This window comes from Xanthomonas sp. WCS2018Noco2-27, assembly GCF_031843525.1.
Lineage (GTDB): Bacteria > Pseudomonadota > Gammaproteobacteria > Xanthomonadales > Xanthomonadaceae > Xanthomonas.
Map to the genome: position 1 here is coordinate 176,273 of NZ_JAVTIK010000008.1, position 16,711 is coordinate 192,983.

General features: G+C 64.8%; 15 protein-coding genes and 2 other RNA genes. 14 read left to right on the forward strand and 3 right to left on the reverse strand.

Going from position 1 to position 16,711, the window contains the following annotated elements; genetic code table 11:
- Nucleotides 1-14 precede the first annotated feature (14 nt).
- The 13 genes from gspG (at nt 15) to nagA (ending at nt 10,908) form a co-directional block, all read left to right on the forward strand.
- Nucleotides 15-479, forward strand: a complete 465-nt coding sequence (gene gspG, locus RQH86_RS14640; RefSeq protein WP_055850704.1) for a type II secretion system major pseudopilin GspG — start codon at nt 15-17, stop codon at nt 477-479.
- Between the two features lie 66 nt (nt 480-545).
- Complete coding sequence (locus RQH86_RS14645) at nt 546-989, forward strand: GspH/FimT family pseudopilin (RefSeq protein WP_311238992.1); 444 nt, start codon at nt 546-548, stop codon at nt 987-989.
- Nucleotides 973-1,350 (forward strand): type II secretion system minor pseudopilin GspI, encoded by a 378-nt coding sequence (gene gspI / locus RQH86_RS14650; RefSeq protein WP_311238955.1) that lies wholly within the window; start codon nt 973-975, stop codon nt 1,348-1,350. Before RQH86_RS14645 ends, gspI begins: the two co-directional genes overlap by 17 nt.
- Nucleotides 1,347-1,949, forward strand: a complete 603-nt coding sequence (gspJ, locus tag RQH86_RS14655; protein WP_311238954.1) for a type II secretion system minor pseudopilin GspJ — start codon at nt 1,347-1,349, stop codon at nt 1,947-1,949. The genes gspI and gspJ overlap by 4 nt, the downstream gene beginning before the upstream one ends.
- On the forward strand, nt 1,946-2,938 hold the full coding sequence (gene gspK / locus RQH86_RS14660) for a type II secretion system minor pseudopilin GspK (RefSeq protein ID WP_311238953.1): 993 nt from the start codon (nt 1,946-1,948) through the stop codon (nt 2,936-2,938). The genes gspJ and gspK overlap by 4 nt, the downstream gene beginning before the upstream one ends.
- Nucleotides 2,935-3,999, forward strand: a complete 1,065-nt coding sequence (gene gspL, locus RQH86_RS14665; RefSeq protein ID WP_311238952.1) for a type II secretion system protein GspL — start codon at nt 2,935-2,937, stop codon at nt 3,997-3,999. Before gspK ends, gspL begins: the two co-directional genes overlap by 4 nt.
- Nucleotides 3,996-4,454, forward strand: coding sequence for a type II secretion system protein GspM (gene gspM, locus RQH86_RS14670; RefSeq protein WP_311238951.1), 459 nt, complete (start codon nt 3,996-3,998; stop codon nt 4,452-4,454). The genes gspL and gspM overlap by 4 nt, the downstream gene beginning before the upstream one ends.
- Nucleotides 4,451-5,167 (forward strand): type II secretion system protein N, encoded by a 717-nt coding sequence (gene gspN, locus RQH86_RS14675; RefSeq protein WP_311238950.1) that lies wholly within the window; start codon nt 4,451-4,453, stop codon nt 5,165-5,167. Before gspM ends, gspN begins: the two co-directional genes overlap by 4 nt.
- 400 nt (nt 5,168-5,567) lie before the next feature.
- Entirely contained in the window at nt 5,568-6,290 is a 723-nt protein-coding gene (locus RQH86_RS14680; protein ID WP_181113212.1) for a GntR family transcriptional regulator, read from the forward strand.
- A gap of 43 nt (nt 6,291-6,333) precedes the next feature.
- A complete protein-coding gene (locus RQH86_RS14685; protein WP_055850720.1) occupies nt 6,334-7,608 on the forward strand; it encodes a sugar MFS transporter in 1,275 nt (424 codons plus the stop codon).
- A 40-nt stretch (nt 7,609-7,648) separates the two neighbouring features.
- Nucleotides 7,649-8,716, forward strand: coding sequence for a LacI family DNA-binding transcriptional regulator (locus tag RQH86_RS14690; protein ID WP_055851407.1), 1,068 nt, complete (start codon nt 7,649-7,651; stop codon nt 8,714-8,716).
- Nucleotides 8,717-8,722: 6 nt separating this feature from the next.
- Nucleotides 8,723-9,751, forward strand: a complete 1,029-nt coding sequence (locus RQH86_RS14695) for an SIS domain-containing protein (RefSeq protein ID WP_055850722.1) — start codon at nt 8,723-8,725, stop codon at nt 9,749-9,751.
- A gap of 2 nt (nt 9,752-9,753) precedes the next feature.
- Nucleotides 9,754-10,908, forward strand: coding sequence for an N-acetylglucosamine-6-phosphate deacetylase (gene nagA, locus RQH86_RS14700; protein ID WP_311238949.1), 1,155 nt, complete (start codon nt 9,754-9,756; stop codon nt 10,906-10,908).
- Between the two features lie 131 nt (nt 10,909-11,039).
- Here nagA and RQH86_RS14705 read toward each other — a convergent pair.
- Together RQH86_RS14705 and RQH86_RS14710 are read right to left on the reverse strand one after the other, a co-directional pair.
- Nucleotides 11,040-11,116, reverse strand: a non-coding RNA gene (locus RQH86_RS14705) — sX9 sRNA.
- Nucleotides 11,117-11,977: 861 nt separating this feature from the next.
- Nucleotides 11,978-12,052: non-coding RNA, sX9 sRNA (locus RQH86_RS14710), on the reverse strand.
- Nucleotides 12,053-12,414: 362 nt separating this feature from the next.
- Here RQH86_RS14710 and RQH86_RS14715 point away from each other — a divergent pair.
- Nucleotides 12,415-14,991 (forward strand): TonB-dependent receptor, encoded by a 2,577-nt coding sequence (locus RQH86_RS14715; RefSeq protein WP_311238991.1) that lies wholly within the window; start codon nt 12,415-12,417, stop codon nt 14,989-14,991.
- Nucleotides 14,992-15,419: 428 nt separating this feature from the next.
- Here the strand turns inward: RQH86_RS14715 and RQH86_RS14720 are convergent, their stop codons facing one another.
- Nucleotides 15,420-16,685 carry a multifunctional CCA addition/repair protein gene (locus tag RQH86_RS14720; RefSeq protein WP_311238948.1) on the reverse strand — a complete coding sequence of 422 codons (1,266 nt, stop codon included), beginning with the start codon at nt 16,683-16,685 and terminating at the stop codon, nt 15,420-15,422.
- Nucleotides 16,686-16,711 lie beyond the last annotated feature (26 nt).

Consider the following 16,711-nt stretch of genomic DNA (forward strand, 5'->3'; position numbering starts at 1 on the left):
CTTCGGAGATCCACATGCAGTCCTCCCAATGTCGTGCACTCGCCGGCTCGCCTGTCTCTCGCAGTGGCGTGCGCGGTTTTACCCTGGTCGAGTTGATGGTGGTGATCGTCATCATCGGCCTGCTGGCCACCGTGGTGATGATCAACGTGATGCCCAGCCAGGACCGCGCCATGGTCGAAAAGGCGCGCGCCGATGTCGCGGTGCTGGAGCAGGCGCTGGAAACCTACCGCCTGGACAACCTGACCTATCCGACCACCGAGCAGGGCTTGCAGGCCTTGCTCAACCCGCCGAGCGGCCTGACCCGGCCGGAGCGCTATCGGCAGGGCGGTTACATCCGTCGGTTGCCTGAAGACCCATGGGGCCACGCGTATCAGTTCCGTCGCCCGGGCCGAAACGGCGGCTTCGACGTCTACTCGTTCGGTGCCGACGGCGCCGAAGGTGGCGATGCCGACAATGCCGACATCGGCAACTGGCGCTGAGGTGCCGCTGTGTTGACTGCGTCACCCAGCGAGCAATGCGCGTCGTTACGCAGCGGGCGCGCACGCATGCGCGGCTTCACCCTGCTAGAGCTGCTGGCGGTGCTGGTGATCACTGCGCTTGCTAGCACGCTGGTGGTGATGACCTTGCCGGACACGCGTCAGGATCTGCACGATCAGGCGGACATGCTGGCCAGCGCTCTAGCCAATGCCCGCGACGAAGCGATCCTGAGCCTGCGCATGGTCGAGGTGACTATCGATGCGGGCGGTTATGCATTCCGTCGTCAGGCGCAGCAACGTTGGGTGGCACTGGACGACACGCCGTTTGCCGCCACGCGCTGGCCTGCCGACGTACAGGCGCAGTTTCCGGCCGGCGGCACCCAGCTGAGCGTTCGCTTCGACCCGACCGGTGCGGCCACGCCGCAACGCATCGCGCTGGCCGATGGGCAGCAACAGGTACAGGTGACGGTGGATGCCGCCGGTGTGGTGCAGGTCGATGCGCCGCATCGATAATCACCGCGCCTGTGCCGGATTTTCGCTGCTTGAGTTGATGGTCGCCTTGGCCATCTTCGGCATGGCCGTGGTCGGCTTGTTGAATCTGTCGGGCGAGAGCACGCGCACCGCGGTGGTGCTGGAAGAACGCATGCTGGCCGCGTTGGTTGCAGAGAATCAGGCGATCGAGGCGATGCTGGCGCCGGCCAACGCCGCAGTGGCGCCTGCGCAAGGCCAGGACACACTGGGCGGCCGTGGTTGGGACTGGCAACGCCAGGCGGTGCCGGCAAGCGCTGGCATGGTGCGTATCGAGGTGCGCGTGCGCGCCGCAGGACAAGCGCAGCAGATTGCCAGCCTGAGCATGTTGCGGAGCGTGCAATGAGCCGTACGCGCCGCATGCAGGGCTTCACCTTGATCGAACTGCTGGTGGCGCTGGCGGTCTTCGCGCTGGTGGCCAGCGCGGCAGTGGTGGTGATGCGGCAAAGCATCGATCAGCGCGATGCGGTGCGCGCGCGCCTGCAGCAGGTGCGCGATCTTCAACTGGCCCATGGCCTGCTGCGCAGCGATCTGCAACAGGCTGCGGTACGCCGCACCCGCAACAGCGATGGCAGCGCCGCGCGCACCGCGTTCGTTGCGCGTGCGCCCGGAACGCAAGGGCCGTTGTTCGGCTTTGTTCGGCGCGGCTGGAGCAACCCGGATCAGGCGCCGCGTGCGTCGCTGCAATATGTCGAATACCGCATCGTCGATGGACGCCTGGAGCGCAGTGCGCGGCCGGCGCTGGATGGTGCGGTGGCCGGGGCGCCGCAGGTGCTGCTGCGCGGGGTGCGTTCGGCCGAGGTGGCGTTTCACTATCGCGCGCAGTGGAGCGATGGCTGGAGCGGCGGGCTGGAAGCACTGCCGGATGCGCTGTCGCTGGAACTGGACCTGGAACAATGGGGACGCGTGCGTCAGCTGTTCCTACTGCCGGAGGGACGCGCATGAAAACGCTGCAGGCGCCTGCGCAACAGCGCGGCGTCGCGTTACTGACGGTGTTGTTGCTGGTGGCGATGATGACGTTGCTGATGGTGGCGGTCTTGAACGACCTGCGCTTTGGCCTGCGCCGCAGCGGTAACGCAGAGGCGATGACGCAGGCGCAGTGGTATGCGCTGGGCAGCGAAACCGTCGCGCGGCAACGCTTGCAGGCGTTGGCCAAGCGCGACCCGTTGCGCACCACGCTGGAGGGCGGCTGGAACGACCAGCCGATCACCTTCCCGTTGGACGATGGGATGGTGAGCGTGCGGCTGCGCGATCGCGGCGGCTGCTTCAACCTCAATAGCGTGGTGATGGGCGCACCCGAGCAATGGCAACGCAGCGACGATGGCGCCAACCAGTACCTGGCCTTGCTGGAAGCGTTGGACATCGCGCCGCAACAGGCACAGGCGCTGACCGATGCGCTGGTGGACTGGATCGATAGCGATGCACAGCCGGGCGCGCAAGGTGCCGAAGACGACCGCTATCTGCAAGCGGCGCTGCCGCTGCGCACCGGCGCGACCTTGTTGGCGGGCGTCAGCGAGCTGCGCGCCATCGCCGGTTACACGCCGGCGCTCGTCGCGCAGCTGCAGCCCTATGTGTGTGCACTGCCCGAAGGGCGGTTGTCGCCGATCAACATCAACACGCTGCGCGCCGCCGATGCACCGGTGCTGGTGGCCCTGACCGAAGGCGCCGTGGAGTTGCCGGCGGCACGCCGCATCATCGCCGCACGGCCGGTCGGCGGTTGGAGCGATGCAGCGGCGTTCTGGAAGCAACCTGCACTGATGCAAGCGCAGTTGCCCGACGCGGTGTTTCAGCAGATCGCATTACGCACGTCCTATTTTTCCCTCTACAGCCAGGTGGACCATGCCGGTGCGCAGATCCTGCTGGAGGCATTGCTGCAACAGGACCCTGCCGGCCGTGTGCGGCTGGTGGCACGCCAATGGAGCCCCGACGAATGAGTAGCACCCTGGTGTTGTTGCCGGCCGATGCCACAACGCAGCCCATCACCGTGCGCGTGGATGCACACGGCCATGTGCTGGCGCAGGACGCGTTGAATGAGCGCCCCGCGCAAACAACGCAGACGGTGCTGGTGGTGCCAGGCGTGGATGTGCATCTGCGCTGGATGGCCTTGCCTGGGCGCAGCGTCGCGCAATCGCTGGCTGCGGCGCGGCTGCAGCTGGCCGAGCATCTGGCGGGCGATGCGCAGGCGCTGCATGTGGTGATCGCCGACCATGCAGAGAGCGATGGCATGCGCTTGGTCGCCGCAGTGGATGCGTCGGTGATGCGACAGTGGCTAGACCGTGCAGCAGCCCTGGGCATCGTGCCCGATGCGGTGGTGCCCGACTGTCTGCTGCTGCCCGACGCGGCGGCGGATCAACCGCCGACGCTGCTGCACTGGGATGGCCGCTGGGTGGTGCGTGGCACACGCATCGCCTGCAGCCTGGAGCCGCAGCTTGCGCAGGTGCTGATCACAAAACTCCCGGTCGCACCGGCACTGCCGCCGGATCCGGACCCAACGCACGCCATCGCGCAGTTTGCGCGGCATGCCGCCACCGCGCCGATCAATCTGCGCCAGCAAAGTTTCGCCGCGCCAACGCGCCAGCGTGCACAGCTGAGCGCACGCACGCTTGCGTGGTTGCTTGCGCTGCTGGTGCTGTCGCCGGTGTTTCTGCTGGTGGCGCAGAGCCTGCGTTACGAGATCGGCGCGCAGCTGCTGAGCAAGAAGGTGATGACGCCCGACGCAGACACAGCCCGGCAGACCGCCGCCTCGCAGAACGCATTCGCACCGCAACTGGCCGCACTGTTCGCCGCAGTCGAAGCAGTACCAGGCGCAGAACTGGACGCGCTCGCTTACCAGCAACAGGGTCCGCTGCATGTCACCTTGCTACACAACGACGCCGCACAACTGGAACACTTCTCCGCCCAGCTCAGTCGCGCCGGTTGGCAGGTGCGCGCAGGCGCAGGCCAGCCCCGCGACGACAGACTCGCCACCGCATTGGAACTGGAGCCGCCGCAATGAGTACGCTGCAACGCATGCCGGTGTGGTGGCAGACCCGCGCACCACGCGAGCGCCTCATGCTGTCGGTCATGATGGTCGCCATCGCTGCATTCATCGGCTGGTACGCGCTGCTGGTGCCGCTGCGGCACTGGCGCAGCAGCGCGCAGGCACGCTATGACCATGCTGCGGAGGCGCTGCTCAGTGCGCGTGCATCGCAAGCCGGCAGTACAGTGGCCGCCATTCCGCTGGCGCGCATTGCGCAAGGCGCGCGCGATGCGACTATCACCATCACCCACCAACAGCGCAGTCCTACGGGAACACTTGCCTTGCAGATCGACACCGTCACCAGCCCCGTCTTGTTCGCCTGGTTGGAACAGCTGCGCCAGCGCCACGGTCTGACGCCTTCGGCGCTTGAAATCAGCCGCCGCGACGGGCAACTGCAGGTGCGCTGCACGTTCTCGGGTATCGCGCTATGAGGGTAGTGCGTTGGTTGCTGCTGGGCAGCGTGTTGCTGGTCATCGGCGTCATCGCCACCTTGCCGCTGCGGTGGGTGCTGCCGATCGACACGCTGCCGTTTGCCGCGCTGGAAGCGCAGGGCTCGATCTGGAATGGCACCCTGCGTGGCGTGACCTGGACCAGCATGGACGTGGGCGATGTCGGCGTGCGTCTGCGTCCGCTGCCCTTGTTGCGCGGGCAACGCCAGGTGCAGCTGCGCTCGGCCACCGCGCAGCTGGTGGCGTTGCAAGGCGCGCAGCAGGGTGTGCAGCAGGCCAACGGTCGCCTGTTGCTGCGCAAGCCGGGTGGGGTGGCTTTGCTGGACCTGTCGGTCGACCTGCGCGAGGTACATGCGGTTTTCGACGCCACACGCTGCACGCAGGCCGGTGGCGATGTGGCCGTGCAGGTGCTGCCTAACGCCGGTGGCGAAGCCGCCGGGCTGCTGCCGCTGCGTCTGCGTGGCAGCCCGCGATGCATGGACGATGCGGTGGTGCTGGCACTGGCGCCCGATGGCGGCCTGCCCGAAGGCGTCAACCTCAGCGCCGAGCTGCGCGTGCAGCGCGATGGCCGCTGGCAGTGGCGCACCCAGGTCGAGCCCGGCAACGACAGCGCGCTGCAGTTGGGCCTGCAACTGCTCGGCTTCGTCCAGACGCCGGAGCGTTGGCTGGTGCGTGTCGATCAGGGGCAGCTGTAGCGCAGACCGCTGACGCCTTTGCCGTTGGGCCGGGTTACTGCAGTTGGGCATGGCCCAATGCTTCGAGCTGCGCAACGGAACTGGTCGGCTGCCGACCTCGGCACCGACGAAATTGGTCTGATCTACCCGGCCACAGATCGGCCGGTCGCCACCGCGCCTTGCCAGGGCCGCTGCCGATAGGACGCCCCGTCCGATGCGGACCAGTCCGCGCCGCGCCGACATTCATCGGCCAATCCGCAGATACACCGGCAGGCCACCCCAACGCCCGCCAGACCAGTCCACTCGCGCCGACACAGCACAGGGCTGGTGCGTCGCCGTCGATTGGTACTATATTGGACCTATCGAATTCGGGCGGGCGGGACTAACGATGGTCAAGGCCAAGGCGGACGCCGACAAGCGACTGGACGACCTGCACCTGGACGCGTCCGCGCCAACCCCGCTGTATCTGCAGCTGGCCGGCAAGCTCACCGATGCGATCCGTGGCGGTCAGTGGAAGGCCGGCGAAGCGCTGCCGGCCGAGCGCCAGCTGTGCGAGCGCCTGCAGATCTCGCGGGTCACCCTGCGGCAGGCGGTCGATGTGCTGGTCGAACAAGGCCTGGTCTCGCGTCGCCAGGGGGCCGGCACCTTTGTCACCACCCAGATCCAGCACCAACTCAGTGGTCTGACCAGTTTCAGCGAAACGCTGCGCATCAAGGGCTATGAGCCCGGCACGCGCTGGCTGGAGCGGCGTCTGCGCCCGGCGCATGGCGAAGAAATCCTGCGGCTGGGCTTGTCGCCGGATGCGGCGGTGGCCTCGCTGACGCGCTTGCGCAGCGCCGACGACCGCGTCATGGCCTACGAGCATGCGGTGTTGCCGCAGCGTATCGTCGCCGACCCGCAGCAGGTGGGCGATTCGCTCTACAGCTATCTGGATGCGCAGGGCACCCCGGTGGTGCGGGCATTGCAGTACTTCCGCGCGATCAATCTGCCGGCGCGTCTGGCCGAACATCTGCGCATGAAAACCGGCGAGGCGATTCTGCACGTGGTGCGCGTGGGCTACACCCGCGACGGCAGCGCAATCGAATTGACCGATACCTATTGCCATAACGACTTCTACGACTTCGTCGCCGAACTGCGCCGCTGACGCTAACGGCATTCCTTACGACAACCTCAGAGCCAGCCGATCCATGACTACCGCCAGGCCCGCAAATCCCGTTGTCTCGATCGCCATCGTCGGCGTGCTGTTTTTCATCATCGGCTTTTTCACCTGGATCAACGGGCCGCTGATCACCTTCGTGCGGCTGGCGTTCGACCTCAACGAGGTCAACGCGTTCCTGGTGCTGATGGTGTTCTACCTGTCGTACTTTTTTCTGGCGCTGCCGTCGTCGTGGATTCTCAAGCGCACCGGCATGAAGAAAGGCCTGGCCTTGAGCCTGGTGGTGATGGCAGTGGGCGCGGCCGCATTCGGCCAGTTCGCCACTCAGCGTTGGTATCCGGGCGCACTGGGCGGGCTGTTCGTGATCGGTAGCGGCCTGGCCTTGCTACAGACTGCGATCAACCCCTACATCAGCATCCTGGGGCCGATCGAAAGCGCCGCACGCCGCATCGCGCTGATGGGCATCTGCAACAAGATCGCCGGCATCCTGGCGCCGATCCTGATCGGCTCGCTGGTGCTGCACGGGATCGGCGATCTGTCCGCACAGGTGGCCAGCGCCGATGCCGCGACCAAGGAAACCTTGCTCACTGCGTTTGCCGCCAAGATCCACGCACCGTATCTGGTGATGTCCGGCGTGCTGTTGGTGCTGGCCATCGGCGTGCTGTTCTCGCCGTTGCCGGAACTCAAGGCCTCCGAAGCCAACGCAACGCCCGGCGCTGCCGGCGTGCAGAAATCCAGCATCTTCCAGTTCCCGCATCTGTGGCTGGGCGTGCTGTGCCTGTTCGTTTATGTGGGCGTGGAAGTGATGGCCGGCGATGCCATCGGCACCTACGGGCATGGCTTCAACCTGCCGCTGGACAGCACCAAGCTGTTCACCTCCTACACGCTGGGCGCGATGCTGCTGGGCTACATCGCTGGCCTGGTATTGATCCCGGCAGTCATTTCGCAGGCGCGTTACCTGAGCATCTCGGCGGTGCTGGGTGTGGTGTTCTCGCTGGGTGCGTTGTTCACCCATGGCTATGTGTCGGTGGCCTTCGTGGCTGCACTCGGATTCGCCAACGCCATGATGTGGCCGGCGATCTTTCCGCTGGCCATTCGCGGGCTCGGCCGCTTTACCGAGATCGGCTCGGCGCTGCTGGTGATGGGCATTGCCGGCGGCGCGATCATTCCGCAGCTGTTCGCCATTCTCAAGCAGCATTACGACTTCCAGGGCGTGTTCGCTGCGCTGATGGTGCCGTGCTATCTGTACATCCTGTTTTATTCGCTGCGCGGTCATCGCGTGGGCCTGCCGGCCCAGGCTAAGTGAGCGACGCGGCATGATGCGTTCCGACGAACAAGGCACTTTCATGCGCAGGCCCACTATCAAAGACGTCGCCGAGCGCGCCAAGGTCTCGTTGAAGACCGTGTCGCGGGTGATCAACAACGAGCCATCGGTGATGCAGGCCACGCGTGCGCGCGTGCTGCGCGCCATCGCTGATCTCGATTACGAACCCGATCCGTCCGCACGCAATCTGCGTAGCGGCACGCCGTTCGTGATCGGCCTGGTCTACGACAACCCCAACCCGTACCACATCATCGGCATCCAGAACGGCGTGCTGGCCGCCTGCCGCGAAACCGGCTTCGGCCTGCAGATCCATCCCTGCGATTCCACTTCGCCGTTGCTGGCCGAAGAACTGGCCGAATGGGTGCAGCGCTCGCGTCTGGCCGGGGTGGTGTTGACTGCGCCGATGTCCGAACGTCCCGAACTGCTCGCCGGCCTGGCCGCGCGCGGCATCAAGAGCGTGCGCATCATCGCGTCCACCGAAGATCCCGGCGACGGCCCGTGCGTGTATATCGACGACCGCGATGCCGCATATGAAATCACCGAGCATCTGATCCAGCTTGGTCATCAACGCATCGGCTTTTTGTGGGGTGGCCCGCAGCATCGCTCCAGCGGCGAGCGCTACGCCGGCTACGAAGCGGCGTTGAAGGACTACGGCATCCCGCTGGACAAGCACCTGGTGATTCCCGGCGATTACACCTTCGACGATGGCTTCCGTGGTGCGCGCCGGTTGCTGTCGCTGCGCGAGCCGCCGACTGCGATCTTCGGCAGCAATGACGAAATCGCCGCCGGCGTGCTGGCCGCGGCCAAGTCCACCGGCATGAATGTGCCGTATCAGTTGTCGATCGCCGGCTTCGAAGACAGCCCGTTCTCGCGGCAGTCCTGGCCGGCGTTGACCACCGCAAAGCAGGCCACCGAAGACATCGCGCGGCACGCCGCACGCTTGTTGATCAGCCAGCTGCGCAGCGATGCCTATGACGACCAGCCGGCGCAATTGCAGAACCGCGGCTTCGTGCCACAGCTGGTGGTGCGCGGTTCCACCGCACCGGCGCAGACACCGGCCGCCAAATCCCTTCCCCCCGAATCCGCCTGAGTACCGATGACTCTCCCCCAGGAAACCGACACCCTGATGTTCCGCGAGGCGGCGCAAACCGCCGACGTGGTCGCCGCACAGTTCGCGCGTAACGCCGACACCATCGCTGCGCTTGCGCAGTCGTTGCGCGACAACCCGCCGCCGTTCGTGGTGACCTGCGCGCGCGGCAGCTCCGATCACGCCGCGACGTATGCCAAGTATCTGTTCGAGACGCAGCTGGGCATCGTCACTGCCTCGGCATCGCCATCGGTGGGCTCGGTGTACGCCGCGCCGCTGCAACTGCGTGGCGCGCTGTATATCGTGATTTCGCAATCGGGAAAAAGCCCCGACCTGCTGCGCAATGCCGAAGCCGCCAAGGCCGCCGGTGCGCGCGTGGTGGCCCTGGTCAATGTGGAAGATTCGCCGCTGGCGCAGCTGGCCGATGTGGTGATTCCGCTCGGTGCCGGCCCGGAAAAAAGTGTCGCCGCCACCAAGAGCTACCTCGCCTCGCTCGCTGCAGTGCTGCACCTGGGCGCAGTGTGGAAGAACGACCCGGCCTTGCTCGCCGCAGTGGACGCGTTGCCGCAACAACTGCGCAGCGCCTGGCAGGCCGATTGGTCTGCACTGACTACCGGTTTGACGCCTGCACACAACCTGTTCGTGCTCGGCCGCGGCCTGGGCCTGGGCGCGGCACAGGAAGCGGCATTGAAGTTCAAGGAAACCTGCGGCCTGCATGCCGAAGCCTATAGCTCGGCCGAGGTCAAACACGGGCCGATGGCCTTGGTCGGCCCGGGCTTTCCGGTGCTGGTCTTTGCGCAGCCCGACGAAACCGGTGCCGGTACGCGTGCACTGGCCGAAGAATTCCGTGCGCGTGGCGCGCAGGTGTGGCTGGCTGCGCCCGATGGCGATCTGCCGCTTGCCGATGCCGCACACCCGGCGTGCGCGCCGCTGCTGACCGTGCAGAGCTTCTATCGCGCCATCAATGCGCTGGCGCTGCAGCGTGGCCACAATCCCGATTTACCGCCGCATTTGAACAAGGTTACGGAAACCGTTTGAACATGGATGCTTCCCGCACTCAGGCATTGTGCAACGCACGCGTACTCACCGATGACGGCCTGCAAGAGGGCCTGGTCGTGCTGCTGGATGGTGCGCAGATCCAGGCGGTCGTGCCGGCCGACGACGTGCGCGTTGCACAGGCGCACACGCGCGTGGAGTTGGGCGGCGCCACCTTGTTGCCGGGCTTCATCGACATCCAGGTCAATGGCGGCGGCGGGGTGTTGTTCAACAACGCACGCGACCCGCAGGCACTGGCCAAGATTGCCGCGGCGCATCGCCGCTTCGGCACCACCGGCATGCTGCCGACGCTGATCAGCGATACCGCGCAGGTGATGGCCGAAGCGATTGACGCCACCCGTGCGGCCATCGCACAAGGCGTGCCCGGCGTGCTCGGCATCCATCTGGAAGGCCCGTACCTGAGCCCCGCGCGCAAGGGCACCCACGACGCGCACAAATTTCGTCTGCCGGACGCGCACGAAATTGCTGTCGACACCTCGCTGGACAATGGCGTCACCCTGATCACGCTCGCGCCCGAGCGCGTGCCGCTGGATGACATCCGCGCGTTCGTGACCGGTGGTGCGATCGTATTCGCCGGCCACACTGCGGCCAACTACGAGCAGGCGCGCGATGGCATTGCTGCCGGCGTGAGCGGCTTTACGCACGTCTACAACGCCATGTCGCAACTGGCCGGTCGCGAGCCCAACGCCGTCGGTGCCGCACTGGAAGACCCGCAGGTGTGGTGCGGCGTCATCGTCGATGGCGTGCACGTGCACCCGGCCAGCCTGCGCGTGGTGCTGGCAGCCAAACCGCGTGGCAAGGTGCTGCTGGTCACCGACGCCATGCCGATGGTCGGCGCCGACAGCCCCAGCTTCGATCTGTACGGCGAAACCATCACCGCCGTGGATGGCGTTGTGCGCAACGCCGACGGCGCACTCGCCGGCTCCGCCCTGGACATGGCCACCGCCGTGCGCAACAGCGTGCAGTGGCTGGGCGTGGATCTGGCCGAAGCCGCGCGCATGGCTTCGACCTATCCCGCGCAATGCATCGGCCTGGGCGACCGCCTGGGACGCATCGCACCCGGCTACCAGGCCGACCTGGTGCTGGTGGATGCGAACGTGCAAGTGCTGGGCACCTGGGTTGGCGGGCAGCGCGACTGAGGGAGCCGGAGCACGCGCTACAGCGCGTCGATCACGCGCCGTTGTGGCAAAGAAAGCGGCTGCGCTCGCAGTCGTGCGAGCGCAGCCGAAGTTTTCAGTCTCAGTCTAAGAGCGGCTAACAGACTAAGAGCGGCTAACAGAACGTAGCGAGCAGCGGTCAGCTGGGTGTGGACGACGCGCTCAGAATCGGAGTGGATGCGTGATACATGCCGCACCGGGCACCGTCCACGCCGCCTAGCGGTGAGCCTGGTAGGTTTGTCAGCTGCTCTAAAGGTGAGTGTCTGTGCGCTGCGGTTCAAAGCGCAGTGCCGTTCGCAGGGTCGCAACGGACAGCGCGTTGTAGGCTTTGCAGCCGGACGGAGTGCTGGGCGCGCAGATACGCCAGTGACGCCGCACGCGCTGGCATCGCATACAGCGATACACACAGACGCTATGAAGTGCGCAGAGGCAACGGCGCTGCTGATCCCAATCCACATGCGATGCATTGATTGAGATGTCATATGCAAGGTCAAACGGCGCATCGCGTTACACCATGCGGAGCTCGCGTGCGTTCGGCAGCGTCGCACTGACGCAGCAATCCACCGGCAGTTCAATCGCGCGCAAGCCTTGCATGTTGGATGCAAGGCCCATCGCATCGCACCGCACCGCATCGCGTTTTGCATGACGGCCGTACGCCTACACCACACCGCAGAGACATCACACTCTGCGTCGCAACATTTCGCTGCGCAGCCTTGCAGCATCTGAGTGCAAGGCGCAGTGGTCTGCATGCGCATCAGCAAGAGTGAGATTGCGGTCACGCAGTCATTCCATTATCTGCGTCAGTCGTAATGCATTCCGCATAAAAGCAGACGCAGTTCGCAGCAAGTTGACAGTGCAACTTGCGGAAGGCACCTTCGCTGATAACGTTGTCAGCGAACAGGAGCCTGTTTCACTCGATCACATCACTGTGGCCAGCCGTGCATCGGCCTGGCCTTTCGATCCGTGCGCTGTATAAAGCCGCGCGGATCGCCGCTCGCGATCCGGCACAGGGGACGGACCGCAGCATGGCGCGCGCAGCGCGCTTTAGTGCGGCTAAAAAACGTAGCGAGCAGTCGTCAGGTGGTTGCGGACGGCGCGCAGGAACCGGAGTGTACGAGTGGTACATGAGGATTCCGAGCACGGCCATGCCCGCCTGGCGGTGAGCGCAGTAGTTTTGGTAATTGCTCTTAGTGCAACCCATCGGTTGCGACCTGATGTATCTGCCACGAGGTCAATGTAATGCTGTTTCCCCGTCTGTTCCCGTTGTCTGTTTCCGCAACAAGCCAACCCGCCGCGCAGTCAATCCACGTGCGCCATCATCTCTGCGCAGCGTCGCAGGCCCCTTCCAACTCGCGTTTTTTGAAAGCTGTTGAAGCCAATTCAGCGCAGTCGCATAGTGCTTCCTTGAGTGCTGCTGCAGCCAGGCATTGGCCGCAACGCGCGCGATTGAGCGCGGCGGTGCGCGGCTTGCTGATTGGTGGCGCCGCAATGAGTGGCGTACTGGCGCTTCCCGCTTTCGCGCAGCAACAATCCGAACCTGCGCCCGCACAACAACAGCCCGTCGCTGCGCCATCGCAAGAACAGGCGCCAACCAATCCTTCGGTTTCCACCCTGGACGAAATCAAGGTGGTGGGCTACCAGGCCAGCCTGGGCAAGGCGCTCAACGTCAAGCGCAATGCCGATGCGATCGTCGATGCGATCAGCGCCGAAGACATCGGCAAGTTCCCGGACACCAACGTCGCCGAGTCGCTGTCGCGGTTGTCTGGCATCACCGTGGACCGCCAGTTCGGCGAAGGCGAAAAGGTCAGCATCCTTGGTACCGACCCGGCACTCAATCGTGTGCTGCTCAATGGCCAGACCATCGCATCGACAAGCTGGGGCGGCGACCCCAACGACCCGGACAGCCGCTCGTTCAACTACAGCACGCTCGCGCCAGAAGTGGTCGGCCTGATGGAGGTCTACAAGACGCCGGAAGCGCGTATCGACGAAGGGTCCATTGGCGGCACGGTGATCGTACATACGCGCAAACCGCTGGATCTGGAGCGCAATACGCTGACCGGCACGGTGAGCTACGGTTACAACGACCGGTCCGAGGAAGGCAAGCCCAACGCATCGGCGCTGTACAGCTGGAAGAACCAGGACGAAACCCTGGGTGTGCTCACCTCGGTGATGCATTCCCAGCGCGTGCTGCGCCGCGATGGTGTGGAAATCTTCGGTTACGACAATGTCGCCGGCGCGGCATTTCCGCCTGCAGTCGTCGGCAACAACACCGGCGTGTTTCCCACCTCGATCAACACTGCGTTGTTTCAGCAGACGCGCAAACGCGATGGCATCAGTGCAGCGCTGCAGTGGAAACCCGACGCCGACTTCGAGCTCAATCTGACCGGTCTGTACGTCAAGGAAAGTTTCGACAACTACAACCAGAGCCGTTACGGCTATTGGGGTTCCAATCCTGGCGACGCGCAGGCATTGGGCTTCGAAAACGGCGTGGCCACCTCGGGTACCTTCGGCGATCAGTCCACCACGTTCCTCGACGGTTATCTGCGTAACAGCGACGTCACCACCGGCAGCATCCACTTGCGTGCCGACTGGCATGGCGATGGCTGGAATGCATCGAGCCAGGTTGGCTACACCAGCTCGCAAGGCGGTGCCGAGCGCATCTACGGCATCCAGTTCCGCAATCTTGCCGGCTACAGCTACAACATCGACGGGCGTCGCACCGCGATGGACTACAGCACCGACCCCACCAATGCGGCGGCGATGCAGCTCAATAACGCCTCGGCCAGCCATAGCCCGCAGTACGACAAGGAGCGTTACCTGCAGCTGGACTTCGACCATGCGGTGGAGTGGGGCCCGTTTACGCAGATCATGACCGGCATCAAGCTCACCAATCATGCTACCGGGCAGTCGTCCTACAGCCGCACCTGGGCTCCGAACGATGGCAGCACACTGGCGGATTTCTCGCCGGGCACCACGCCCTCCGGTTATCTGGACGGACTGTCGACCAGCGCCGACATGCAGCGCTGGTCCACCATCAATCGCGGTGCCATCGGTCAGTACATCGGTGGCCTGGAGGGCGATGACGGTTTGCCGATCAGCTACGCCGGCAACTACAGCATCGAAGAACAGAATCGCGCCTGGTTCCTGCAGGCCAACTTCTCGGGCGAGCGCTATCGCGGCAACATCGGCGTGCGCTATGTGCATACGCGCGATTCCACCGATGGTTTCAGCTATGCGCCGGGCGGCAGCTACACGCCGGTGAATTTCCTCAGCAGTTATGGCAAGTGGTTGCCGGCCTTCAATATCGCCTACGACCTGCGCGATGATTTGATGCTGCGCTTTGCCGCCTCCAAGGTCATCGCACGGCCGCGCTACACCAACATGACGCCGTACGTTGCCACCGACGACACCACGTTGACCGCGTCCACCGGCAACCCCGGATTGAGTCCTTACGAGTCGACCAATCTCGGTGCGTCGGTGGAGTGGTACTTCTCCGACAGCAGCTTGCTCAGCGGCGAGTTCTTCTCGCGCGATATCTCCAACTACATCCTGACCACGGTGCAGGACCGCGTGTTCTTCAATAACGCCACCGGCGGGTCGGGTACGTATCAGACCTCGGTGCCGACCAATGCCGGCGACGCCAAGGTGCAGGGCGTGGCGCTCAATCTGCAGCACAACTTCGGCAATGGTTTCGGTCTGGTCGCCAATTACACGTACTCCGATTCCAACACCGACGGCGATTACAGCCTGCCGTACAACTCGCGCAACGCCTACAACATCAGCCCGTACTACGAGCAGGGCAAGTGGAGTGCGCGCGTCAATCTGGGCTGGCGCTCGGAGTACTTCACCCAGATTGGTCGCCTCAACGGTCAGCAGATGACCGATGCGTTTACCCAGGTGGATGCCTCGTTGGGCTACCAGGCCACCGAGCGGCTGCGCGTGGCGCTGGAAGCCACCAACCTGCTGGACGAAACCTACTTCAGCTACATCGGCAACAAAAACCAGCCTTACTACATCTACAAAAACGGCCGCTCCTTCATGCTGAGCCTGAATTTCAAGATGTAATGGATGCCGAGCGGCTGCGCGATGCAGCCGCTCGTTGTTGGGAAGGCTTTGGCCGACATAGACGACTACGACTGGGTAGCAAGCCACAGTGCAGCCGCCAGATTGGCCAGGTCGGTACTCGGAGTTGGCATGTTCGCGTCCTGCCTTACGCTTCCGCCGCGCAGTCCAGCTGACGACCGCTTGCGACAGGATGTCCGTCGCTCTAGGGCGTTCCGTTGCTTTTGGTGGTCAGGGCGCCACGATTCGGCACGCTCGGGTATCTATGACGTGTAGGTCGGTGACGACGGGCAGCGCAGCAACGTAAACGACACCGCGCACAATCTTGCTCGATAGAGATGGCCACGTGTGGACGCACTGCTGCGATGCCACAGCTGCATGCTAGTGCCCTTGAGTGGCATGGCTATCGCGTTGCACGCTACAGCCGCTTATCAAGAGCGTGCAGAAGACTCTTCGCTGCCGCTGTGCTTGTCGCGGTTGCGTGCGTTCGCAATCGCGGCGATGCGCGCCTTCGTCAGGGCCTCGCCGATTTGCGGGCCTTGCAAGCCTTCGGCTGCCAGGTCGCGTGCGTTGATCGCCAGGGCGGCGGCATGCAGGCGTTGGAGTTCGGCGCCTTGCGGGTATGCGGCGTCTTCGCTGCCCTGCCTGCCGCGCTTGTCGGCCTCGCAGACCAGCGCCAGTTGCGCGATACGCTCCGGCCGACGAAATGCATCACAGCGCACCAGCAGCTCGTGCAGCGTGCGGTCGCGCAGTTCCGCCAGACGATGCACGTTGAGGTGCTCGCGGCACGCGATGACGGCGAGCTGGCGATAGTCTTGCGGCACCTTGAGCCGTTCGCACAGCGCCTGCAGCGGCGCAACGCCGCGCTGTTCGTGCATCACATGGCGTGGCCATTCGTCCGGCGGTGTCAGCGCCTTGCCCAGGTCGTGGGTCAACGCGGCAAAGCCGATCAGCGCATCGCCAGGTGCCAGCCGCGCAGCCATGTCGCTGACCATTTCCTGATGGATGCCGGTATCCACTTCCGGATGAAATTCGGCACGTTGAGGGACGCCATACAGCGCATCGATTTCCGGCAGGATGACGCGCAGCGCATCGGTGTCGTGCAACGTGCGCAAAAACGCAGAGGGCTGCGCGCACGTCAGCGCGCGGCGCAGTTCCTGCCACACACGTTCGGGCACCAGGCTGTCCAGCTCTCCGCTGGCCGCCATCTCGCGCATCAGTGCGGCTGTGTCCGGTGCGATGCTGAAACCCTGCGGTGCCAGCCGTGCCATGAAGCGTGCCGCACGCAAGACGCGCACGGGGTCTTCGACAAAGGCCGGGCCTACGTGGCGCAGCACGCGCGCTTGCAGATCGCGGGCACCGCCGTACGGGTCGACCAATGTGCCAGTGTCTTCGTCGCGCGCCATCGCGTTGATGGTGAAGTCGCGGCGCAGCAGATCTTCTTCCAGCGTCACCGACGGATCGGCATCCACCACAAACCCGTGGTAGCCGCGCCCGGATTTGCGCTCGGTGCGAGCCAATGCATATTCCTCGCCGCTGCGTGGATGCAGAAACACCGGGAAGTCCTTGCCCACCGGTTTGAAACCCTGTGCCTGCATCTGCGCCTGGTCGGCGCCAACCACCACCCAGTCACGGTCGCCGGCGGGTTGGCCAAGCAAGGCATCGCGGACTGCGCCGCCAACGAGATAGATCTTCATCGCTCCATGATGCCCGATGCGGTGCT

Excerpts from the sequence above, each read along its gene's own strand:
- gspG (WP_055850704.1), top strand. The coding sequence starts at position 15 with ATGCAGTCCTCCCAATGTCGTGCACTCGCCGGCTCGCCTGTCTCTCGC.
- RQH86_RS14645 (WP_311238992.1), top strand. The coding sequence starts at position 546 with ATGCGCGGCTTCACCCTGCTAGAGCTGCTGGCGGTGCTGGTGATCACT.
- gspI (WP_311238955.1), top strand. The coding sequence starts at position 973 with ATGCGCCGCATCGATAATCACCGCGCCTGTGCCGGATTTTCGCTGCTT.
- gspJ (WP_311238954.1), top strand. The coding sequence starts at position 1,347 with ATGAGCCGTACGCGCCGCATGCAGGGCTTCACCTTGATCGAACTGCTG.
- gspK (WP_311238953.1), top strand. The coding sequence starts at position 1,946 with ATGAAAACGCTGCAGGCGCCTGCGCAACAGCGCGGCGTCGCGTTACTG.
- gspL (WP_311238952.1), top strand. The coding sequence starts at position 2,935 with ATGAGTAGCACCCTGGTGTTGTTGCCGGCCGATGCCACAACGCAGCCC.
- gspM (WP_311238951.1), top strand. The coding sequence starts at position 3,996 with ATGAGTACGCTGCAACGCATGCCGGTGTGGTGGCAGACCCGCGCACCA.
- gspN (WP_311238950.1), top strand. The coding sequence starts at position 4,451 with ATGAGGGTAGTGCGTTGGTTGCTGCTGGGCAGCGTGTTGCTGGTCATC.
- RQH86_RS14685 (WP_055850720.1), top strand. The coding sequence starts at position 6,334 with ATGACTACCGCCAGGCCCGCAAATCCCGTTGTCTCGATCGCCATCGTC.
- RQH86_RS14690 (WP_055851407.1), top strand. The coding sequence starts at position 7,649 with ATGCGCAGGCCCACTATCAAAGACGTCGCCGAGCGCGCCAAGGTCTCG.
- RQH86_RS14695 (WP_055850722.1), top strand. The coding sequence starts at position 8,723 with ATGACTCTCCCCCAGGAAACCGACACCCTGATGTTCCGCGAGGCGGCG.
- nagA (WP_311238949.1), top strand. The coding sequence starts at position 9,754 with ATGGATGCTTCCCGCACTCAGGCATTGTGCAACGCACGCGTACTCACC.
- RQH86_RS14715 (WP_311238991.1), top strand. The coding sequence starts at position 12,415 with ATGAGTGGCGTACTGGCGCTTCCCGCTTTCGCGCAGCAACAATCCGAA.
- RQH86_RS14720 (WP_311238948.1), bottom strand. The coding sequence starts at position 16,685 with ATGAAGATCTATCTCGTTGGCGGCGCAGTCCGCGATGCCTTGCTTGGC.